General features: G+C 69.6%; 17 protein-coding genes. 4 read left to right on the forward strand and 13 right to left on the reverse strand.

The genetic code is table 11. From position 1 onward, the window contains the following. Positions 1–36: 36 nt before the first annotated feature. A complete protein-coding gene (ftsW, locus tag U9983_RS01715) occupies positions 37–1524 on the reverse strand; it encodes a putative lipid II flippase FtsW (protein ID WP_322752333.1) in 1488 nt (495 codons plus the stop codon). Positions 1525–1830: 306 nt separating this feature from the next. Here ftsW and U9983_RS01720 point away from each other — a divergent pair, with 306 nt between their 5' ends. Beyond that, positions 1831–3216, forward strand: coding sequence for an FAD-binding oxidoreductase (locus U9983_RS01720; protein ID WP_322752334.1), 1386 nt, complete (start codon positions 1831–1833; stop codon positions 3214–3216). Positions 3217–3239: 23 nt separating this feature from the next. Here U9983_RS01720 and murD read toward each other — a convergent pair whose 3' ends face one another. The 10 genes from murD to mraZ form a co-directional block, all read right to left on the reverse strand. Beyond that, entirely contained in the window at positions 3240–4604 is a 1365-nt protein-coding gene (murD, locus tag U9983_RS01725) for a UDP-N-acetylmuramoyl-L-alanine--D-glutamate ligase (RefSeq protein WP_322752335.1), read from the reverse strand. Beyond that, positions 4579–5907 (reverse strand): hypothetical protein, encoded by a 1329-nt coding sequence (locus U9983_RS01730; protein WP_322752336.1) that lies wholly within the window; start codon positions 5905–5907, stop codon positions 4579–4581. Before U9983_RS01730 ends, murD begins: the two co-directional genes overlap by 26 nt. Continuing rightward, the gene (gene pgeF / locus U9983_RS01735) at positions 5904–6875 is read right to left on the reverse strand and encodes a peptidoglycan editing factor PgeF (RefSeq protein ID WP_322752337.1); all 972 of its coding nucleotides are present in this window, start codon (positions 6873–6875) and stop codon (positions 5904–5906) included. The genes U9983_RS01730 and pgeF overlap by 4 nt, the downstream gene beginning before the upstream one ends. A 90-nt stretch (positions 6876–6965) precedes the next feature. Continuing rightward, entirely contained in the window at positions 6966–8033 is a 1068-nt protein-coding gene (gene mraY, locus U9983_RS01740) for a phospho-N-acetylmuramoyl-pentapeptide-transferase (protein WP_322752338.1), read from the reverse strand. Further along, on the reverse strand, positions 8030–9460 hold the full coding sequence (locus tag U9983_RS01745) for a UDP-N-acetylmuramoyl-tripeptide--D-alanyl-D-alanine ligase (protein WP_322752339.1): 1431 nt from the start codon (positions 9458–9460) through the stop codon (positions 8030–8032). Before U9983_RS01745 ends, mraY begins: the two co-directional genes overlap by 4 nt. Beyond that, on the reverse strand, positions 9457–11052 hold the full coding sequence (locus tag U9983_RS01750; protein WP_322752340.1) for a UDP-N-acetylmuramoyl-L-alanyl-D-glutamate--2,6-diaminopimelate ligase: 1596 nt from the start codon (positions 11050–11052) through the stop codon (positions 9457–9459). The genes U9983_RS01745 and U9983_RS01750 overlap by 4 nt, the downstream gene beginning before the upstream one ends. 42 nt (positions 11053–11094) lie before the next feature. After that, positions 11095–13275 carry a penicillin-binding protein 2 gene (locus tag U9983_RS01755; protein WP_322752341.1) on the reverse strand — a complete coding sequence of 727 codons (2181 nt, stop codon included), beginning with the start codon at positions 13273–13275 and terminating at the stop codon, positions 11095–11097. Continuing rightward, positions 13272–13664 (reverse strand): hypothetical protein, encoded by a 393-nt coding sequence (locus tag U9983_RS01760; protein ID WP_322752342.1) that lies wholly within the window; start codon positions 13662–13664, stop codon positions 13272–13274. Before U9983_RS01760 ends, U9983_RS01755 begins: the two co-directional genes overlap by 4 nt. 278 nt (positions 13665–13942) lie before the next feature. Beyond that, the gene (gene rsmH / locus U9983_RS01765; RefSeq protein ID WP_322752354.1) at positions 13943–14887 is read right to left on the reverse strand and encodes a 16S rRNA (cytosine(1402)-N(4))-methyltransferase RsmH; all 945 of its coding nucleotides are present in this window, start codon (positions 14885–14887) and stop codon (positions 13943–13945) included. 299 nt (positions 14888–15186) lie between these two features. Continuing rightward, a complete protein-coding gene (gene mraZ / locus U9983_RS01770; protein WP_322749566.1) occupies positions 15187–15618 on the reverse strand; it encodes a division/cell wall cluster transcriptional repressor MraZ in 432 nt (143 codons plus the stop codon). 434 nt (positions 15619–16052) lie between these two features. Between mraZ and U9983_RS01775 the strand changes: the two genes are divergently transcribed. The 3 genes from U9983_RS01775 to U9983_RS01785 are packed head-to-tail and all read left to right on the forward strand — an operon-like array spanning position 16053 to position 20974. Then, positions 16053–17057 carry a MoxR family ATPase gene (locus U9983_RS01775; RefSeq protein ID WP_322749575.1) on the forward strand — a complete coding sequence of 335 codons (1005 nt, stop codon included), beginning with the start codon at positions 16053–16055 and terminating at the stop codon, positions 17055–17057. Between the two features lie 6 nt (positions 17058–17063). Beyond that, positions 17064–18581 carry a DUF58 domain-containing protein gene (locus U9983_RS01780; protein WP_322752343.1) on the forward strand — a complete coding sequence of 506 codons (1518 nt, stop codon included), beginning with the start codon at positions 17064–17066 and terminating at the stop codon, positions 18579–18581. Next, positions 18578–20974 (forward strand): DUF3488 and transglutaminase-like domain-containing protein, encoded by a 2397-nt coding sequence (locus U9983_RS01785; protein ID WP_322752344.1) that lies wholly within the window; start codon positions 18578–18580, stop codon positions 20972–20974. Before U9983_RS01780 ends, U9983_RS01785 begins: the two co-directional genes overlap by 4 nt. A gap of 33 nt (positions 20975–21007) precedes the next feature. On the opposite strand, the gene U9983_RS01790 is transcribed toward U9983_RS01785, so the two are convergent. Then, complete coding sequence (locus U9983_RS01790; protein ID WP_322749563.1) at positions 21008–21412, reverse strand: DUF3040 domain-containing protein; 405 nt, start codon at positions 21410–21412, stop codon at positions 21008–21010. A 123-nt stretch (positions 21413–21535) separates the two neighbouring features. Next, positions 21536–22795: a DNA polymerase IV gene (gene dinB / locus U9983_RS01795; protein WP_322752345.1), complete on the reverse strand. Its 1260-nt coding sequence runs from the start codon at positions 22793–22795 to the stop codon at positions 21536–21538. Between the last annotated feature and the right edge of the window lie 13 nt (positions 22796–22808).

Consider the following 22808-nt stretch of genomic DNA (forward strand, 5'->3'; position numbering starts at 1 on the left):
TTCTCCGCGCCCGGCGGGGCCGCGTTCAACAGCGGGTCAACGGCGTGCGGCTGCGGACATCCCGTCGGTGATGTCGCCACCGCCACCGGGACCACCACCACCGGGACCACCACCACCGGGACCACCGCCACCAGCGCTGCGCCCGCCACCACCACCGCGGTCACCACGACGGCGCTCACCCGATCCGCCCCGGGCAGCCCGCGTGCGGGATCGGAACCGGCGCCCACCACCGGAGCTGGCCTCCCGTGCCTCCCGGGCCTCGCGTCGGGCCGCCGCCCTGGCGCCGAGCATTGCCGCCGCCGCGGGTTCGTGCCGGGCGAACGACAGCAGCATCCCGACCGTGAGCATCGTGGGAACCAGCGCGGAACCCCCGAAGGAGACCAGCGGCAGCGGGATGCCGGTAATCGGGAGCAGCCCCACCACGGCACCCATGTTGATCATTGCCTGGCCGAGCAGCCACCCGGTGGCGGAGGCGGCGGCGAGCTGAACGAACGGGTCCGCCGTACGGTGGGCGACCCGGATGCCGGCGAACCCGAGAACGGCGAACAGGATGACGACGACCAGCGTGCCGAGCAGGCCGAGCTCCTCACCGATGATGGCCAGGATGAAGTCGGTGTGGGCGTTGGGCAGCAACCCCGGCCATTTTTCCCGGGACGCGCCGAGGCCCTCGCCCCACCAGCCGCCGGAGGCCAACGCGTACAGGCCCTGGACCGCCTGGAAGCCGGTGTTGTGGGCGTCGGCGAACGGGTCCCGGTAGGACAGCAACCGTTCGAAGCGGTACGGCTCCCGGATGGCCAGGACGGTGCCGGCCAGCAGAATCACACCGCTGATCGACCCGAACACCCGCAGTGGGGTCCCGACCACCCACAAAAGGGTCAGCAGGACCACGAGCACCACGATCGTGGTCCCCATGTCCGGCTCCAGCATGATCATGATGGAGATCAGGAGTGCTCCGGGGACGAGCGGAACCAGCAGGTGCTTCCAGTTCCCCAGCAGCCTGCGCTTGCGCACCAGCAGATCCGCGCCCCAGAGCACGAGGCCGAGCTTGGCGATCTCACTGGGCTGCAGCGTGTACGGCCCCAGTTCGATCCACCGCTGGGCACCGTTGATCGACTTTCCGAACTGCGGAGTCAGCACGACCACCAGCAGGACCAAAGAGACGATCATGACCGGATACGCCAGCACCCGGAAAACCCGCACGGGCAGCCGGCTGGCCAGGACCAGCAACGGCAGGCCGATGCCGACCCAGGTGGCCTGTCGCGCGAACACCGCGTAGGACGAACCCAGTTCGTCGAACGACCGCACGCTGGATGCCGACAGCACCATCACCAGCCCGAGCAGCAACAGCAGGCCGGCCGAGGAGAGCAACAGGTAATAGGAGGCCAGCGGCCGGGCGAGTACGGGCACCCGGGTGTCGTCGGCCCCGTGCCCACCCGGCTCATGCTCACCCGGCTCGTGCTCACCCGGCTCGTGCCCACCCGGCTCGGGTCCGCCGCGCGCGGGCGCCTCCCCCCCGGTCACCACGTCCCACTCCCCTGCTCGTCACGCCTCTGCTCGTCAAGGAACACCCATGGAACACGCACACCGAGGCCACCGTCGTGCTCGCACCGCTCGCCCGGGGACGCGGTTATGGTCCCCGCACCGAATAGTCCACGCCGCCAGCCTGTTGGGCGCCGACCATCGCGGGTGTGTCGGGCACGAGCCTGCCCGACTGCGGTCCCCGGCCGGCTAAGTGGTCGGCAATACGGAGTCGGATGCCAACGTACGGTATCAGACCGGTAATTATCGTCGCAGCAGGCCCCTGACGAGGTTCTCGGACGAGACTGAACCATGTCGCGAAACCAGGTGGTCCAGACGCTGCAAGACGCGGTCGGTGACGCCCGTGTGCTGACCGACCCGGAGGTCATGGCCGGCTACGTCCGGGACTGGACCGGACGATTCGTCGGGCGGACGTGCGCCGTCGTGCGTCCGGTGGACACCGCGCAGGTGGCTGCCATCGTCGAGGCCTGCGCACACCTTGGGGTTGCGCTGGTGCCACAGGGGGGCAATACCGGGCTGGTCGGCGGCGGCGTCCCGACCCGCGGGGAGGTCGTGCTCAGTCTGCGCGGGCTCGGCGAGCCCCTGTGGATCGACGCCGCCGCCGGCCAGGCCACGGTCGGTGCTGGCGTACCGGTCGGTGTGCTGCGCGCGGCGGCGTCCGCGGCGGGCCTGGCCTACGGTGTGGACCTTGCCAGCCGTGACTCCGCCACGATCGGCGGCACCGTTGCCACGAATGCCGGTGGCCTGCGAGTACTGCAGTACGGGGACACCAGGGCACAGCTGCTCGGAGTGGAAGCGGTGCTCGGCGACGGCAGCGTGGTCTCCCATCTCACCGGGCTGTCCAGGGACAACACCGGCTACCATCTGCCGTCGTTGCTCGCCGGCAGCGAAGGTACCCTCGGTGTCGTCACCGCGGTGCGGGTCCGGCTTGTGCCGGCCACCCGGGCACGGGCGGTGGGTCTGCTGGGGCTCGCATCCGTGCCCGACGCGGTCACGGTGGCATCCCTGCTGCGCAACAGTCTGCCCGGGCTGGCCGCGGCCGAACTCATGCTGACCGCAGGTCTTGATCTTGTTGCGGAAACCTGCGCTCTGCCCCGACCGCTGCGTGGGACGCACCCGGCCTACCTCCTCGTCGAGGTCGGCGGGGACACCGCCGACGGGGAGACGCCGCTCAACACGTTGGCGGAGGCGGTCGCCGGTCTGGCGGGCGTCAGGGACGCCTCGCTCGCCGGTGACCAACGTGGCTGCCAGGCGCTGTGGTCCTACCGGGAACGGCACCCCGAGTCGATCAGCACCCTTGGGACGCCGGTGAAGATGGACGTCACCCTGCCCCTCGCCGGCCTTCCCACGTTCATCGATGCCGTACCCGCCACCGTCACAGCCATCGCGCCGCAGGCGAGGACATGGCTGTTCGGGCATGTCGCCGAGGGCAACGTGCATGTCAATGTGACCGGCGCGGAAACCGCCGGGGAACGGGTCGAGGACGGCGTGTTCCGGCTCGTCGCCGCCAGCGGTGGCAGCATCAGCACCGAGCACGGGATCGGTACGGCAAAACGACGCTGGCTCCCACTCAACCGCTCACCGGTCGAAATCGCCATGTTTCGGCGGATCAAGCAGGCCCTCGACCCGGTAGGCATTCTCAACCCGAATGTTCTGATCCCTCCGGACACGCTGTGACCACGACAGCCGCCTATGACCACCTACTGTGACTGCACGCTGGTACGGCAGGTGTGCATGGCGAGCGCGAAGGCGGCGCCACGCTCGCGGTAGTCGCGAAAACGTCCGAAGCTCGGCGCCGCGGGCGACAGCAGGACGACGCCGTCGGGTCGTGCCCACCGGAACCCCTCGACCACAGCGGCGGCGAGGTCGGGCGTGTCCACCGTCGTGACATGTGGGCCGGCGCCGGCCTCGGTGACCTGACGGTGGATGTCGGGGCCGTTGTCCGGCACGGTGAGGACGAGCGTGTCCAGCATGCGGGTACGTAGACCGACAGCCAACGGCCGGTAGTCGATGCCACGGCTCTGACCGCCCACGACCACGGCGATTCTGCGATCGCCGAAGGCCTCAACGGCGGCGAGTGTCGGCAGCACGTTGGTGGACAGGCCGTCGTCGACGAATGTGACGCCGTCGACCTCTCCGATCACCTGGAGCCGGCTGTCCAGCCCGGCGAACCCCTCGGCTGCGGTATGCAGCTTGTCGTCGTCGTCCGCCTCGGGTACTCCCAGTGCCCGCAGGCAGGCGCCGGCGATCAGGGCGTTGCGCCGGTTGTGCAGACCCAGCAGGCCCAGTTGCCGGATCCATTCGCCGTTGGTGCTGCCGTCCGGGCTGCCGTCCGGGCTGCCGTCAGTGCGCACCCATGCCACCCTCGGGCCGAGCAGGCCCCGGTGCGCGCGGATCAGGTCGCTGTCGCCGTTGGCGATGGTCAGATCGGCACCTGGTTGGGAGCAGACGGAGAGCTTGTCGCGAAAGTACGTCTCATGATCATTATCATGCCACGGCAGATGATCCGGATGCAGCGAGGTGACCGCGACCACCGGCGGGGAGCATGCCAGGTCGGTCGCCTGGTAGCTGGACACCTCGATGATCCAGAAGTCGTAGTCGCCGCCGACCAGCGGATCCTGTGGCGGCACGCCGATGTTGCCCCCGACCAGGCACCGGTAGCCGAACCGGGTCAACAGGTGCCCGGCAACCGCCGACGTCGTACTCTTGCCCTTGGTTCCCGTCACGCAGACCACCTTCGACCGGTCTGCATCGACCAGCCACAGCCCCACCCCGCCGACCACGGGAATACCGAGCCGTCCGAGGTGCCGCACGGTCTCGCCGTACCGCGAGATTCCAGGCGCCTTGATGACGACATCACAGTGGGTGAGCGCGTCGAAGCCGCCCTGCGCTGTCACCAACAGCGGGCGGCCGTCGATGTCGGTCCGGGCGGGGGCGTCGTCGACGAGCACCGGCTCGATCCCCCGCGCGAGGCAGGCGCGCAGGTTGGCCTCGCCCTCACGGCCCAGGCCGTAGAGACCGACCGCGCGGCCGCACAGGTCAGACCAGGAGATCGTCGGGCGCATACCGGTCCGGAACGAAGTGTCGGCCGTGCGGGATGAGCAGCTCCTCAGGCGTGGGTTCCCCCGGTAGCGGACCGAGCGCGGCGAGGACGGGTGACGCACCGCGATCACGGCGTCCGGTGGCGAGCAGGGTAGCGACCCGGCACTCGGTGACGTCGCCGACGCACTCCCAGGGCTTGCTGTCCGCGGACAGGCCCAGTAGGGCGCGGAAACGACCCAGTAGCGCCATGTCAGCCAGTGGCTCACGTCCGGCGAAGACCCGCCGCAGCGTCGGCTCGTCCATGAACGGGGAAAGAATCAGATCGATGAAACAGCACTTGTCGCACGTTCCGCACCAGTGGTCCAGCCGCTGTGCGGGGTCGATGTGGAAGGCGCGGTTACAGCTGCGGAAATGGTCGAAGTACTGCGGCAGCGCGGCGAAGCGCCGGGCGATCCAGAGCTCGGTGAACGGGCGCAGCAGGGAAAAATATTCCGGCCGGCCGCCGAAAGTCTCGGCGAGGACCGACCGCAGGGCGGTCTCGAACGCCTCGCCCTTGGAGTACTGGTGATTGATGGAGCGGCCGTCGACCTCGATGGTTCCCACCGACGCCGACCACTCGTTGGACATCACCACGGCGTCCCGCCCGTCCAGCACGGCGGCCATCACGGCGATCGCCGAGAGAATCCCCGTGACCGGCACATGCCCGTTGAGGAAACCGAGCTCCGCCGAGCGCAGCACCTGGTTGTCGATGAGCCGCTCCGCCCGGACCACCGGCAGGCCGGTGGCATCAGCGGCTCGTTCAATGGCCGCAAACCGGTCACCGGGCTGGTTGACGACGAACAGGGCCGGGTCCTTGGCCCTGGGCCGCAACAGCTCCACGGTGACGATGGAGTCCACGCCACCGCCGAACGGCACCAGGGACCGGCCCTCGTCCGGGTTGAAGGCCACCGGAGTTTCCCGCGTCAGCGCCGGGCCGACGATCCGCAACTCGGAGAGATCAAGATTGTTGCGGTAGGCGAACTCACCCAGGCCGTCGAGATAGAACTCCTGTAGGAAAGCACGCTCGACATCCGTGACCGCGGTGTCACCGAGATCGATGAGCGGCGGGGCCGCCGACTTGTAGTACGAAACCGCAGCCACCAGGAACACCAGCCGTGCCGCGGCGGCAACCGCAGGCTCGCCCCACGCACCACCGCCGGGGAACGTCACCTCTTCGCGGAACTCCCGCCCGTCGAGGCGGTAGCGGCACACGAGCCGGTTATGGGCAGGATCCATGTCATAGCCGACATAGCGAAAACTTTCCCCACGCCGGGGCGACCCGTTCACAGGACGTCCTTCCCACGTAGTGCTCCGGGAACTGCGGCCTCCGGCGATGCGCCAGAACCACGATCGCATCGCCTTTGGCCACGTAGTGCTCCGGGAACTGCGGCCTCCGGCGATGCGCCAGAACCACGATCGCATCGCCTTTGGCCACGTAGGCGGGCCACCGCGGCGAACCGCCCGCACGGGCTCTCGGCCCGGTGGCTGAAAAAGGGAGTGCCCGGACCAGTGCCAAGGCCGGTGACGTGGATCTGGTTTTCCGGTACGCCCGCGGCAACCAGTTGCCCGACGTTCGCGCCGGCCACGTCAAAGGTCGACTTTCCGGCACCGTCGGGCCGCAGCACCGCGTCAGCGCGCCCGCCGAGGGCGGCCCGCACGGCGTCCACAACCTCCGCGCCGACCTGGTAACGGTCCGGGGTGATCGAGGGCCCGACGCCGGCGACCACGTTGCGTGGGTCAGCGCCGAGGCGCCGCATCGCCGCCACCGCCGCGGGGGTGGCGCCGCCGACGGTCCCGCGCCAGCCGGCGTGCACACACGCGAGCACCCCGGCCACCGGATCATGCAGAACGATCGGGACACAGTCCGCCGCCAGGACAGCCAGCACGAGTCCGGGAACTGTCGTCACAAGCCCGTCGGTCAGCGGAATCGCGTCCGAGGCCGAGCGGGCGCCCCGACCGCGATGCTCGTGGGTCACGACAGCGACATTCGGGCTGTGGGTCTGCGCGCAGAAGACGAAGTCGTCCAGGGTGGCGCCGAGTGCCGCGGCCGTTCGCGCCCGGTTAGCCAGCACGTCGGCATTGTCGTCCCCGACCCGCAGGCTCAGATTGAGCGAGGCATAGCTGCCGCCGGAAACCCCGCCATCCCGGGTGGTGACAAAAACATCGACCAGCCGCTCGTCAAAGCCCGCCCAACACAGTACCTCCAGGCCGGACGTTGTTCGGCGCAGCCGCGACGTCGCCACGCCTGCGGTCATCTCCCGCGACCTCGCCGGTTCTCGGCTTTCAACGTCCTGTACCGCCCGTCTCCCGGCGGCGCCGGGGGCCGCCCGTTTCGAGGATACACATCAGGAACCGCCGTGCGAGAGGAACTCCGCGTAGAACAGTCCGAGTCCGAACGCCACGGCAAGGCCGGAAACAATCCAGAAACGGATGATTACGGTCGTCTCCGGCCACTCTGCCAGCTCGAAGTGATGATGGATCGGCGCCATGTTGAAGATTCGCCTCCGGGTGGCCTTGAAGAAGGCGACCTGGAGGATCACCGACAGCGTCTCGACAACAAAAAGCCCACCGAGGACGAACAGCAACAACTCGGTCCGGCTGACGATCGCGATACTCGCGAAGGCCCCGCCGAGCGCCAGCGAACCGGTGTCACCCATGAATATCTTCGCCGGGCTGGCATTCCACCACAGAAACCCGAAACAGGCGCCCATGGCGGCGGCCGCGACAAGTGCCACGTCCAGCGGGTCGCGGACGAAGTAGCAGCCGTCCACGGCGGCTCCGTGTTGGCAGAGGTTACCGAACTGCCAGAAGGAGATCACCACATAGGCGCCGAACACCATCGCCGAGGTGCCGGCGGCCAGGCCGTCCAGGCCGTCGGTGAGGTTCACCGCGTTCGACGTCGCCGCAATGATTATCCAGGCGAGCAGCGGAAACCCGATCAGGCCGATCGAGAAGTCGGTGTCGCGGACGATCGAAATGAACGTCGACCCGGGCAGCAGGCCGCTGGCGTTCTTGAACCGGACGGCCAGCAGACCGAACGCCAGCGCCACGGCGGCCTGACCGGCGAACTTGGTCCGCGCGGTGAGCCCGAGACTGCGCTGTTTACGGATCTTGATGTAGTCGTCGAGGAAGCCGACCATACCCAGGCCGGTCATGACCAGCAGAACCAGCAGTCCGGACGCGGTGAATCCGTTCATCGTGATCAGATGTGCAACGAAGTAACCGACCAGCGTCGCCAGGATGATGACCGTGCCACCCATCGTGGGGGTACCACGCTTGGTAAGATGACTTGACGGTCCGTCCTCGCGGATCTCCTGTCCGTAACCGCGCCGACGGAACAGCCGGATGACCGACGGCGTGCCCAGCAGCGACACCACCAGGGCCACCAGCGCGGCGACCAGTACGCCTCTCACCCGTGTGCACCCCGCTCGGCGGGCCGTGCGCCGTCCATCGGTTCGGTGCCGGTCAGCTCAGTGCCGGTCAGCTCAGCGACGGCCCGCTCGAGGCCGAACGCGCGGGACGCCTTCACCAGCACCACGTCACCCGGCGCCACCCGCTCCCGCAACAGCCCACCCGCCGCCTCGACGTCGGCGACCCAGACAGACTCTCCTGACCACGAACCCTCCAGTGACGCCCCGAGGTGTATCCGGCGAGCGTCTGCCCCCACCACGACCAGACGCGGCACACCGAGGCGGACCACCAGCCGACCGAGGGCGTCATGCTCGTCGTCCGCGGCCGCGCCCAGCTCCCCCATGGCCCCGAGCACGGCCCAGGCCCGCCGGCCGCGGCTCATCTCGACCAGGGCCTTCAGGGCCGCCCGCATCGACTCCGGGTTGGCGTTGTAAGTGTCGTTGACGACCGTGACACCGTTGCCGGTGACGGTGACCTCCATCCGCCACCGGCTGCGGGCCCGGGACCGGGACAACGCGGCCGCGGCGCGCTCCGGCGAGAGCCCCAGACGGATCGCGACCGCCGCGGCGGCCAGCGCGTTCGCGACGTAGTGCGCACCGACGAGATTCAACGCGACAGGATGGCGTTCACCGGCGGTGAGCAGATCGAACCGTGCACACCCGTTGTCGTCGACGCTGACGCGCCCCGCCCGTACATCGGCCCGCGCGCTCTCGCCAAACGTGATGACCTCGCCGCGGGCCCGGGTCGCCATCGCCGCGACCAGGGGGTCGTCGATGTTCAGGACGGCGGCGGTGGATGCGGCCGCGGCGAGCTCCCCCTTGGCCCGGGCGATACCGGCACGCCCGTCGGCGTACTGGCCGACGTGCGCCGACCCGACGTTGAGGACGACGCCGATCTCGGGCCGGGCCAGTTCGCACAGTGCGGCGACATGGCCGAGGCCGCGGGCGCCCATCTCCAGCGCGACGAACCTGGTGGTGGGCTCCAGGCTCAGCAGGGTCAACGGCAGGCCGATCTCGTTGTTGAACGAACCGGGCGCGGCGACCGTGGGCCCGAGTTCACCCAGCAGATCGGCGAGAAGGTCCTTGGTGGTGGTCTTGCCCGACGATCCGGTCACGGCGACCACCGTTGCCGACGAGCGGTCGCGCACCTCGGCGGCGAGCGCGGCGAGCGCGACCGTGGGGTCGGTGACCACGACCGCCGGTACGCCGACCGGCCGTGCCGCCAGCACCGCGGTGGCGCCGGCCCGGACCGCGTCCGCGGCGAAGTCGTGGCCGTCGACCCTGGCACCGACCACGGCGACGAACAACGCGCCGGGACCGACCTGGCGTGAGTCGACCACAACGCCGGTGACCGGCGCGGCCGGGTCGGGCACGGCATCGAGCCGACCACCGACGACGGCCGCGACGTCGCGCAGGCAGAGCTCTATCACCTGTGGACGCCCCTCCCGCCGGGGCTCTGTCGCGATCCCGTGCCGGCATCGGCGCCGGTGCCGGCAGCCGCAAGCGCGGCCCGCAGCACGTCCCGATCGTCGAAGGGCGTCACCGTGCCATCACGCTCCTGTCCGGTCTCGTGTCCTTTGCCGGCCACGACGACCGCGTCCGCGGACCCGGCCAGGCTCACCGCGAGACGGATCGCCGCGGCCCGGTCGACCTCCACCAGTACCTCGCCACGGGCGCCGGCGGGCACTGTCGTCGCACCGGCACACATCTGAGCAATGATCACTTCCGGGTCCTCCGACCGGGGATTGTCACTGGTGAAGATCGTGACGTCGGCGCCGCTGACCGCAGCCGCTCCCATCAGCGGGCGCTTGCCACGATCACGGTCGCCACCACAGCCAAGGACGATGATCACGCGTCCGCCGACCAGCGGTCGCACGGTTGCCAGCAGCGTCTCCACCGCGTCCGGGGTGTGGGCGTAGTCGACGAGACCGACGAACGGCTGGCCGGCGTCGATCCGCTCCATCCTGCCCGGGACGCCGGGCAGGCTCGCGAGCCCGGCGGCGGCGGTGTCGGCCCCCACCCCGGTGGCGACGAGCAGCGCCAGCGCCACCAGGGCGTTGCTGACGTTGAAGGCACCGGGCAGCGCGATGCGCACCTCGACGTCCACGCCATCTGGGCCGTGCGCACGGAACGTGCTTCCCGCTGGACCACCGCTGACGTCGATCGCGCGCCACCGGGCGTCGGCATTGCGACCACAGGTCACCGCAGCCGGGACACCGGCCGCGAGCCTGCGCCCCCAGGAGGTGTCGGTGTCGATGACGGACACCCCGGTCCGTCCGGGAGCGAACAGTGCGGCCTTTGTCGCGAAGTAAGCCTCCATGGACGGGTGGAAGTCAAGATGGTCCTGGCTGAGGTTGGTGAAGGCCGCACCCGCGAACCGGATCCCACCGACCCGGTGCAGGGCGATGGCGTGGCTGGAGACCTCCATCGCCGCCGCCGTCACGCCGTGTTCAACCATGACCGCGAGCAGCCCCTGCAGGTCGGTCGCCTCCGGGGTGGTGCGCACCGACGGGACCGCGGCCCCGGCCACCAGCGTCGATACGGTGCCGAGCAACCCGGTCGTGTGGCCGGCGGCACGCAGCCCCGCCTCCAGCAGGTATGCCACGGTTGTCTTGCCGTTGGTTCCGGTGACGCCCAGCAGCGTCAGGGACCGGGACGGATCGCCGTAGACCCAGGACGCGACCGTTCCCAACGCCGCACGCGGGTCGGCGCAGACGAGCACGGGTACCCGCGCGCTCCCGGCCGCAAGCCCGGCGATGCGGTCGGCACCGGCCGGGTCGGTGAGCACAGCCGCGGCACCGGCCGCGAGCGCCTGCTCGACGAAGGCGGCACCGTGCACCCGGGCACCCGGCAGCGCCGCGTAGAGGTCGCCGGGCCGCACAGCGCGCGAGTCGTGGGTGATGCCGCGGACGAACACCCCCTCGGGCGGGCCGCCGGCCAGCACGAGATCGGCGCATCGGGACGTCAGGTCGGTGAGTGCCCGCGCCGACGGGGCAACCGGACGCAACACCGGTGAGGTCACGTCGACGACCCTAGTATCCAGCCGTCCCAGGCCCGCGACCGGTCAACGCCTGGCATCACGGTCGAGGACGAACCTGGGTGCCGTCGTGCCAGGCGGGGGCACTGCGAGCGTCGCCAGAGCGAAGGTCATCACCTTCTGGAACACCGGCGCGGCGACCGTCCCGCCGAAATGGCCGTCCCGGGGGTTGTCGAGCACCACCTCGACGACCACCCTGGGCTGGTCGGCTGGCGCGAAGCCCACGAACGAGGCGACATAGCCGTTGTAGTGCCCGGCCGGGCCGGGCCGCTGGGCTGTTCCGGTCTTGCCCGCCACACGGTAACCGTTGATAGCCGCCAGCGGTGCAGTCCCCGAGTCGGTGGCCACGGCTTCCAACATCTGCGCGACGGTCGTGGCGGTACTCGCGCTGATCACCCGGGTGCCGGGGTCCCGGGGCATGGTGTGCACGACCCCGTCCGGTGAGGTGGTGCTGTCCACCAGGCGGGGCGAGACCCGGACCCCGCCGTTGGCGATCGTCGCGTAGACCGACGCCATCTGGAGCGCGGTCGCGGACATTCCCTGTCCGTAGGGAATCGTGGCCGCCTGTTGGGGGTCCCAGGCCGACGACGCCTTGAGGATGCCCGCGCTCTCGCCCGGGAACCGCAGGCCCGTCCTGGACCCGAGCCCGAACGCGCGCAGCGCGGTCTCCAGGTTCGCCGAACCGAGCCTGCTCGCGATCTGGATCGTCCCGAGATTGCTGGACCGGGCCAACACCCCGGCCGCGGTGAGGTGCTCGACGCCGTGTACTTCCGCGTCGGTGAAGGTCTGGCCCGCGATGCGCATGCTCGACGGCACGGTCACCGGCGTCTCCGGCGTGATCAGACCGCGGTCTATCGCCGCGGCCATAGTGATCACCTTGTTGACGCTGCCGGGCTCGTAGGCGTCCTGGGTGGCACGGTTCTTCAGCGCCGAGGGATCAGCGCTGCCGAGCTTGTTCGGGTCGTAGTCGGGCGCATCGGCCATCGCCAGGATGTCTCCGCTGCCCGGGACCATGACCACGACGGTTCCGCCGTCAGCCTGGGTAGCGCGCACCGCTTCGGCGAGCGCCGCCTGCGCGGCCCACTGGATGTCGCGGTCAAGGGTGAGCCGCACGCTCGAACCCGGCACCGGATCGGACTCCCGGCTTGCCGCGGACGGGATGGGCCGACCCGCCGGATCCATCTCGACGCGGCGCGACCCGTCGATCCCGCGCAGCACCCGGTCATATGCACCTTCGATGCCGCCTCCGCCTGTGAGGACGTCATTGTCACCAACCGTGGTGAAGCCCACGATATTGGATGCGAGCGAGCCGGCCGGGTAGAGCCGACGACGCTCCTCCAGGACACCGACGCCGGCCAGCTGGAGTCTGGTCACCGCCGTACCCACGGCCGGGTCGAGCCCACGGGCGAGGTAGACGAAGCGTCCACTGCTCTTGAGCCTGGCCAGCAGGGTGTCCGCGGGCACCGCCAGGATGGGCGCGAGCACATTCGCGACGGCACGAGGGTCGGTGACGTTATGCGGGTCCGCATACACCGAGCGCGCGTCGACGTCCCGCGCCAGAATCGCGCCACCGCGATCGGTGATGACACCACGGGCCGCGGGCAGTGCCGCGGTGTGCAGCCGCCCCTGCTCGGCGCGGGTGGCGTAGACGGACGCCTGGAACGCCTGCAGCTGGGTCAGACGGCCGGCGAGCACGATCAACAGCGAACAGAGGATGACGACCGCGGTCCGCAGCCGTCGGCGCGGGTTACCCAGCCGCATCGGCGGGCGGGCTGGGCGGGCCGGGCGGGTCCGCGGTCGTGGCCGGCGAGCTCCGGCGTCACGGGCCCGAAGCGGACGCGCGCCCGACGTACGCACCCGGTTGCCGCCCCCCCGGGGAGCCGGGCGGTCAGGGCGGCCGGGGCGCGCATCCCACCCACGGCCCGGCCGGCTACCGGCCGGGCGGTAACCGGCCGGGCGATAGCCGGCCGGGTCATATGCATAGCCGGAACCGTCGTCCCACCCGGACCCGTCGTCCCAGCCGGAGCCGTCGTCCTGGTCACCGTCCGAATCGCGATGGCGGTAGCCGTCGGGATCGGCGTAGCCGTCAGTGAAGCCGGTCTCCTCGCCCTGCGCCCACTGGTCGTCGGCCACCCGCTGGCCACGGTCGGAAACCAGCCGTAGTCGCGATCGACCGCGCCAGGACGACGGGTTGAGGGTTGAGGTCACCGGCCACTTCCGGCGGGCCTGGTGCCCACCGGGACACCTCCGACCGCGCCCGTGCCGGCGACCGGCGCTCGCCCGCTGGGCACCAGGATGGTGACCACGCCGGATGACGGATCCGTGTCGATCACACGGGCGCCCGGTGGTAGCACGGTTCCGGGCGGCAGGTAGGCGGGAATACCGCCATAGGCCATCCCGAGATCGGTCGCCCTGGCGGCGAGGTTCGCCGGGTCGGACAGCCGATCGAGGCGCAGCGAGAGCGTCTGCTCCTCGTCGGACAGCACCGCCGAGGACTTCTGCAGCTTGTGGACCAGGAACGCGTTCTGCGCGAGCGCCGTGTTGATCAGCAACAGGCACATCAGACCGGCACCCATGAGCAGCAGTAACAGGGTCACGAACGGTGCGCGCGGCGTGTGTCCGCGAGGTGTCGGTCGAGTGACCGCAAGGGGTGATGGCGCCGACGCCCAGCGTGGTGGGTGTGAGCGCCGCAACGGACGGTCAGGAGCAGGCGCGACTCCGACCCGGCCGCCCAGGGAGGGTATAGGGATGGCGGTGTCGCCGAATGCCGTGGCCGAGGAGGCCCGGACGCTGGCACGCGCCGACGCGCGGCCGACGTCCACCACCGGGCGCGTCCTGGGCCTGCGCCGGCGCGGCAGCGGGGGTGCGGGGGCGGTCATGCCGCGCCACGGCTGGTCCGCTCGACCCCGCGCAGCTTCGCCGCGGCGGCTCTCGGATTGGCCGCGACCTCGTCCGGCGACGGCACCTCGCCGCCGCGGGTGAGCCACCGCATCGTCGGGACGGCTTCCGGGGGGATCACCGGCAGGTCGGGCGGCACATCGAGCCGCACCCGGGCCGCCAGCGCCCGCTTGACCATGCGGTCCTCCAGCGAATGGTAGGCAAGCACGACCAGCCTCCCCCCAACGGCGAGCGCGTCGAGGGCCGCAGGCAGGGCCTGCGCGAGCGCCGCGAGCTCACCGTTGACCTCGATCCTCAATGCCTGGAACGTGCGCTTTGCCGGATTTCCGCCGGTACGGCGGGTCGCCGCCGGAATGGCCCGCCGAACAAGATCGACAAGTCGAGCTGAGGATGTGAACGGTTCGCGGGCACGCTCAGCGACCACGGCTGAGGCAATCCGCCGGGCAAACCGTTCCTCTCCGTAGTCACGCAGGACCCGGGCAAGTTCGTCGACACCGTAGGTGTTGAGGACATCCGCCGCGGTAGAACCCCTGGTCGGGTCCATCCGCATGTCCAGTGGGGCGTCCCGGGAATAGCTGAATCCCCGCTCGTCGGAGTCGAGCTGCAGTGAGGACACGCCGAGGTCGAACAACACGCCGTGCACCTGTGTGAGGCCGAGTGTGTCAAGAACCGCCGGCAACTGGTCGTACACCGCGTGTACAAGAGTGACCCGGTCGCCTTCGGCCGCAAGCCGGGCGCGGCTTTCTCCCAGCGCCTGCGGGTCACGGTCAAGACCGACCAGGTGAACATCGGGACAGGTGGCGAGTAACGCGCTCGCATGACCCGCGAGTCCCACGGTGGCATCGACCACCACCGCCCCGGGTGCACCCAACGCCGGTGCCAGCAGGGCGACAACACGGTCGGAGAGGACCGGGGTGTGTATGGCGTCCACCTCGACCTCCTCGAACTGTTCGTGGACCTCGCGGCGGGCGTTTCGCCACGACAATGGCAAGCCGCGACGGGTGAAGGTGTGAAGAACAAAGATGTAAATCACACATCTGTTGGACGACTTGCCTGGTCCCGGGTTGTCCACATCACATCCCGTTCCCGAAAGTGCGGCATGTGCCCAGGTCCCGCCCCGCTCGCATCACCGGACACCGGGGAAGTGACGTCCGGTGCAGAGCGGGGGGAGACCTCGGCGCACGCCGGCGCCCCGTCCTCAGGTGTCTCCACCTCTAGCCTCTAGATGACGCCGGGCAACACCTCCTCGGAAAGCGCCGCGAAGGTCTCCTCCTGGCCGGCGAGATAGGTGTCCCAACGGGAGGCGTCCCAGATCTCCACCCGGGTGTTCGCACCGTTCACCACGCAGTCGCGGGTCAGCTCCGCGTAGGCCCGGAGCGCGGGCGGGATGGTGATCCTGCCCTGCCGGTCGGGAACGTCGTCCGACGCGGAGGAAAAGAAGACACGGCTGTAATCCCGCAGCGCCTTTGCTGTAACAGGCGCGGTCCGCAGCGAGTCGCTGATCCGGGTGAACTCAACCATGGGGAACACGTAGAGGCATCGCTCCTGCCCCTTGGTAATCACAAGCCCCCCTTCCAGCTCCTCACGAAACTTCGCCGGCAGCGTGAGCCGGCCTTTGTCGTCGAGCCGTGGCGTGTGGCTGCCGAGGAACATCGGCGCCCTCCTCGCCCGTGCCCGGGAGGTTCAGGGCCATCCAGTCCCGCTCTGGTTGGCCTGCGAGTGCGCCTGTCCCCCACTGCGCGCCACTGTACCCCACTCTCCCCCACCGGGAAGCCCTCCGACACTCCGGACACACCCCTCGAAGCCCACAACCACCGAGGCATATGGATCATCGATGCGACGTCAATGTGTCCTTTGACCAAACATGACAAAAACGCCTGCGAGTAACAGTCGTGGCAGCTACGATCCAATGCTGCCGCGAATCAGTACGCTTTCCGGACATCGGTGGGCAGATGATTCTCGACGCGTGAAGGCCATCGCCCGCCTTGGTGTCACACTCGTGGAGGGTCCGCCGGGCCCACCGTGCCGATCTGACGACGGCTGACCTGAGGACGGAGGCTGACGTGACGGTGACGGAGCCCGGCGTCATGCACTGGCGCGAGCCGGGGACCGAGCTGCACCACCTGGCGGATGTCGCGACGCGAGTGACTCAGGCCGTCGGGACCGTCATCGACGGTAAGCCCGAGGTGATCAGGATCTCACTGATCGTCCTGCTCGCCGGCGGCCACCTGCTGATCGAGGACGTACCCGGCGTGGGAAAGACGATGCTCGCCAAGGCCCTCGCGCGCTCCATCGACGCTCGGGTCCGCCGCATCCAGTTCACACCGGACCTGCTACCCAGCGACGTCACCGGGGTGAGCGTCTACAACCAGGACACCAGGGACTTCGAGTTCCGCCCCGGGCCGGTGTTCGCCAACATCGTCGTCGGCGACGAGATCAACCGGGCTGCCCCCAAGGCACAGTCGGCACTCCTGGAATGCATGGAGGAACACCAGGTCACCATCGACGGTGTCACCTATCACCTGGAGCCACCGTTCATGGTCATAGCGACCCAGAACCCGATCGAGATGGAAGGCACCCATCCACTACCGGAAGCACAGCGCGATCGTTTCGCCGCGCGGGTGTCGATGGGCTACCCATCGCCCGAGGCCGAGCTAGCCATGATCGACAGCCACGGGACCACCGAACCCCTGGACGGGATCAGTCCCGCCACCGACGCAGGCGAGATCGCCAAGCTGATTTCCCTGGTGCGCGCCATCCATGTGTCCGATGACGTACGCCGCTACATCGTCGACCTCGTGGCCGCCACCCGCCGGCATCCCGAACTCGCCCTGGGCGCATCCCCCCGTGCGACCCTGCACCTCGTGCGGACCGCCCGGGCCCGGGCCGCCCTTGACGGCCGCGCCTTCGTCCTACCCGACGACGTCCAGGCCATGGCGGCGCCGGTGCTCGCACACCGGCTGCTGGTGAACCCCGACATCGCGATGTCGAGCACGTCCATGACCGACATCACCTCCCGGATCATTGCGGACATCGTCGCGCGTGTCCCCATCCCACGCCATGGGGCACGTCCGCCGCACCGCGGCCGTTGAGTTCTCGTGCTCGACTTTCTGGCGGCAATACGCGGGCTGACCATCCGCGGGCTCTGCTTCGTGGCCACCGGACTGGCCTGCTGCGCACTGGCCGCCACGGTCGGCGAGGAGGACCTGTTCCGCGTCGGCGTTCTGCTGGTGGCGCTGCCGGTGTGCGCGGCGGCGTTCGTGTGCAAGACCCGCTACCGGCTCGCGTGCCACCGCCTTCTCATGCCCGCCCGGGTGGCCGTGGGCGGTGCCGTGTCGGTCGGCATCCGGATCGACAACATGAGTGGACGTCCCTCCTCGGTCCTGCTGGTCGATGACGAGGTTCCAGACCCTCTCGGCTTCCGGGCCCGGTTCGTGCTCGACCGGGTGGAGGCGGGTGGCGCCCGGTACTTCACCTACCAGCTTCGTCCCCAGCTGCGCGGCCGCCACGTGATCGGTCCGATGGCGATCCGGATCACGGATCCCTTCGGGCTCTGCGAGCTCGCGCGCACGTTCCGCAGCCGCGACGAGCTGATCGTGACCCCGCCGGTGGAGGTCCTGCCCCGGACCCGTCCCGGCGGTAATGCCACGATCAACACCCACCGTCACCGGCATGTGTCGACTGCTGGTGCGGACGACTTCTCCACCCGTGCGTATCAGCCCGGCGACGACCTTCGGCGGGTTCACTGGCGGACCAGCGCCCGCACCGGCGCCCTGATGGTGCGCCAGGAAGAGGGCTTCCGCCCGAGCAGCGCGACCCTGTTCCTCGACACCCGCTCCGATGCCTGGGCCGATCGGGGTCCCGTGTCCCCGTTCGAATGGGCGGTCGGCGCGGCCGCCTCGATCGCAGTACACCTGACCGGGACGGGCCAGACGGTCCGGCTGCTGTGCGGCAACGCCACGACCCCGGCCGCGGCCAGGGGATCGCGCAACCCGACCACGCTGCTGGACACGCTCGCGGTCGTGGACACGACCGACACTCTTTCGATCCACGGCGCGCGCAGCCGTCTGCAGGCCGCTGACAACGCGATGGTGGTCGCGATCATCGGGCAGACCGATCCGGCGCAGGCCGATGCCCTGGCCCGGGCACGCCCACGCGACGCCACCGCGATCGCTGTGCTGGTCGACGTGGCGACGTGGGGCGCGGACGCCTCAGCCGGCGGGAAGGAAACCCTGCAGGCGCACCGGGCGATCTTCCAGCGTCACGGCTGGACAGTGATCATCGCGTCCTACGGCGACAAGCTCGCCACGTTGTGGCCGGGAACGGCTGGAAAAGAACCGACCCGGGATGGCGCGACGGCCACGACGGAGCACCGGCCCGGACCCGTACCCCTACCGGTGCCGGTCTCGGTCTCGGTCTCGGTGCCAGTGCCAGTGCCGGTGCCGGTGCCGGTGCCGGTGCCGGTCGGCATGGTTCATGACGACCAGCGCACACCGGCGTCAACCACCGGTGGGCCTGAGGTGGGCCCGGGCGCAGGTGGTGGTCCGGCGCCGGGACCGACGGTGGAACCGACCCATGCGCTGTCCACGAACACACAGGCCGGAGTGGCCCGGTGACTTCCCAGCCCCGACTCTCCCCTGCCATCGGTGGCGCCCTGGCGTCGCTGCTCTGCGCATCCGCGCTCACGCCGTTGTTCGAAGGCTTCTGGTGGTGGTTCGGTCCCGTGATCGTGGCCACCGCGGTAGCTGTGGCCACGGCCGCGTTGGCGCGGGCGCTCCGGCTGGCCATCCCGGTGGCGCTCGTGCTCGGGCTGCTGGGGCTCGTGATACTGGTTACGGCGCTGTATGCGCGCGATACCGCCGTCGCCGGTCTGGTCCCGACGGGACGGACGGTGGATGCGCTGCGCACCCTGGTCACGGCCGGTCGCGACGACGTGGCCAGGCTTGCCGCACCGGTGCCGCAACGACCGGGCCTGGTGATACTCACCGTTACCGGCGTCTACGTCGTCGCGACGATCGTCGATCTCCTGGTGGTGACGATCCGACGCCCGACACTCGCGGGACTTCCGCTGCTGGCGTTGTTCATGCTGCCCGCCGCCGTGCTGCCACGCGGTGTCGGAGTAGCGCCGTTCCTGCTCGGCACGGCAGGATTTCTGCTGCTGCTCGCGATGGACAGGCGGCAGACGCTCGAACGCTGGGGAAAGTCGATCACCCGATCGGAGCGGCCGTCACTACCGAACAGCGCAGCCAGCCTTGCCGCCGGGATCGCCCTGTGCGCGGTGGTGTGCACCCTGGCGGTCCCGGCCCTGTTGCCGTCCTTCGACGGGGTGGGACCATTGGCCCGCCAGCAGGGTGTTCCCCGCTACACGGTCGGCCCGGGTTCGGCGATCGTGGTGCCGCCATTCGTCTCGATGTCGCAGCAACTGCATGCCAGCGAGCCCACGAGCCTGCTGTCGGTGCGCACGGCCACTCCCCGGTACCTGCGGCTGACCGCGCTGGAGCAGTTCGACGGGCAGCGGTTCACTCTCCGCTCGCTGCACGCGACCAGCGATGCGAAAATCAGCGACGGCCTTCCCACGGTGGCCCGCAACACCCGCGCCACAACGGTGTCAGCAACAATCAACGTGTCGACGGTCCTGACGGAACGCTACCTTCCCCTGCCTGGGACCCCGACCAGGATAGACGGTCTTGCTCCGGACCACGACTGGCGACTGTCCGCCGACACCGGCACGGTCTTCAGTACCCGGGCCACTACCGCCGGCGCACACTTCCAGGTGGAGGCGTCCATCCCCGACCCGCTTCCAAGCCAGCTCGCGGCCTCACCGCGGACGGTCCCGGCAGATCTGAAGATTGACACGGAGATTCCGCCCAGTACCGACCCGCGGGTCGGGAAACTCGCCCGTGACATAACAGCGACCCGCACGAACAGCTACCAGCAGGCCGTCGCGATCCAGAACTACCTGCACGACACCAACTTCATCTATGACCTCAACGGCGCTCCCACGACCCAGGACGGGGCTCTGACCGAGTTCCTGTTCACGAGCAGACGTGGCTACTGCGAGCAGTTCGCCTCCGCGATGACCGTGCTGCTGCGAGCTCTCGGCATCCCGGCCCGGGTTGTGATCGGCTTCGTCCCGGGGACCCGACAGTCCGACGGCAGCTATCTGATCACCAACAAGGATGCGCACGCCTGGCCGGAAGCGTGGTTCGCCTCGATCGGATGGGTTTCCTTCGAGCCCACTCCTCGTGCGGACGGCACCATCACCCCGGCGTACGCTTTGTCCCCCGACGCGACCGGGCCCGGTGCGAACTCCTCGGCCGCACCGTCGCGCAACGCCGCCACGCCGACTCCGGCGACGGGGCCGCATCCTGGTGCCAGCCGGGATGGCGCACCCATCGCGGAGCCAAAAGCTTCCGAGAAAACACATTCCGTACGCATTTCACTATCTACGATCATCCGGTGGGGTGCGCGGGCTCTGCTCGGGACCGGCATCGTCGTGGTGCTGCTGCTTCCGGCCATGGTGCGGATCGCGCGCCGCCGCCGCCGTGTCGCCGTCGCGATGACAGGCGATCACCCCGATCGCGACGGGTCAACGGCCGTGGATGTCCGGGTGCACGCGGTCTGGGCCGAACTCACGGACCTTACGGCCGATCTTGGATTGCCGCTGCGCTCGAACGAGTCGCCGCGGGCCGTCGCAATGCGCCTGGCCGACCACATCGCCGCCAGCGCCGAGGTCGCGGCACCCGACGCCGAGACGGCACGGGCTGCGTTGTTCCGGATCGCCGAGGCGGAGGAGCTGGCCTGCTACGGACCGCCCACGCTGGCCCGGTCCGGCACGTCCGACGCAGGGATCGGACGTAACCTGCAGCTGGTCGGGCAGCTGCTGCGGACGGCGGCCCCGCGCAGCGACCGAGCGCGTGCGCTGGTCGCCCCACGCTCGGTGGTCGGCGGGCTGGGTGGATTCGGCCGATTCGCCCGACGGAGACGACCCAGCCGTCAGTCAACCTGACCATCACCGGCCGTCATCGGCCGTCATCGACCGTCACTGGCCGTCCCTGTCCTCCCATCGACGGCGCCAGCGTTCCTCAAGGCGCGCAGTGATCGAAGCACGGGGCTGGCGCCGTGAAACCGACGGATGACGACCGCCCGACTCGCCACCGCGACCACCGATCCGGCGAAGATCGGCAGCGCCCCGCGACGCCGCGAACAACATCAGACCGAAGCCGAGCACACCGAAGACCACGATCAGCGGCGTCCGGTTGAGTACGACTCCGACGACCAGGACGACCAATCCGAGCACGAACACGAGAACGCTGTGACGAACCCTGCGTAGCAGGTATGTACGGGGGTTCGTCGAGCGGACCGTGCTCGCGAACTTCGGATCGTCCTCGACGAGCGCGCGCTCAATCTGATCCAGCAGGCGCTGCTCGTTTTCCGAGAGCGGCATCGACGCTCCTCCCACGACCGGCAGGTCCGGCAGACGGAACCTGACACCCAAGAATAGGCACGAGCGGGCGGGCGCGGTAGGCAACCAACCATGCCGAGACAGACCGATCGGTTCGTCCTGCCCTCAGTCCTCCCCCTGCCCATCCCGTGTGACACCGGGAAGCCCATCCCGGGTGACACCGGGAGATGTCATCAGCGACGCCGGCCGGATCGTGTCCGCACCGAAGCGGCTACGCGCGCGGTCAGCGGCATGCTCGGCATCCCGTCGCCCGAAGCGGCGCTCACCCAACACGAGCTGGTGAGTCAGGTCCCCGGCCGCGACGAGATTCTCAACCCGCACGCCGACCAGACGTACCGCGACCGGTCGAGCGGCAATGGCCTCAGCGCGAAGCCCGTCGAACAGCTCACATGCAGTGCGATAGATCGTCTGTGCGACATCGGTCGCTTCAGGTAGCGTCCGCGCCCGGGTAACGGTGCTGAAGTCAGCATAGCGGACCTTGAGCGAGATAGTGCGGGCTCCGTAGCTGCGGCCCCGCAGCCGGGCGCCGATCCGCTCAGACAGGCGCAACAGCTCCCGGACGATGCCGGCTCGATCCGCGGTGTCGACCGGGAAGGTCACTTCGGCCCCGATGCTGCGATCGACCGCGGGTGGACTGACCACCCGGTCGTCACGGCCGTGGGCGAGCGCGGACAGCTGCGCTCCCACAGCCCGGCCGAGCACAGCCCGCAGGGTGGCGAGCGGAGTGTCGGCGATGTCACCGATGGTACGCAGACCCAGACGCCGCAGGGTTGCCTCGGTACGTTCCCCGACTCCCCACAGCGCGGTGGTGGGCAGTGGATGCAGGAAAGCAAGCACGCCATGATCGGGAACCACCAGCAACCCGTCCGGCTTGCACCGCGCGGACGCAATCTTGGCGATGAACATCGACGGCGCCACCCCGACCGAACAGGTCAGCCCTTGCTCGGAGGCAACCCTGGCCCGGATGGCCGCCGCCACGCGAGCCGGCGGTCCAAAATGCCGCCGAGCGCCCGTGACGTCGAGAAACGCCTCGTCAAGGGACAGCGGCTGGACCATCGGCGTGACGTCATGAAAGATCTCCATGACCGCTGTCGACGCCGCACGGTAGGCGTCGTGGTTGGCGGGCACCACCACCGCCGCCGGGCACAGTCGACGCGCCTGGGCCATGGGCATGGCGCTTCGCACGCCGTAGCGACGGGCCTCATAAGTTGCGGACAGCACCACCCCCCGCGCGCCGCCACCGACGATCACGGGACAGCCCCGCAGGCGTGGTGCGGCCCGCACCTCGACCGAGGCGAAGAATGCGTCCATGTCGACGTGCAGGACACAGCTGCCCTCATCGTCAGGCAGTCCGTCAGTGCTCACCGTGACCGCATTC

It is taken from the genome of Protofrankia sp. Cas3, from assembly GCF_963555955.1.
GTDB lineage: Bacteria > Actinomycetota > Actinomycetes > Frankiales > Frankiaceae > Protofrankia.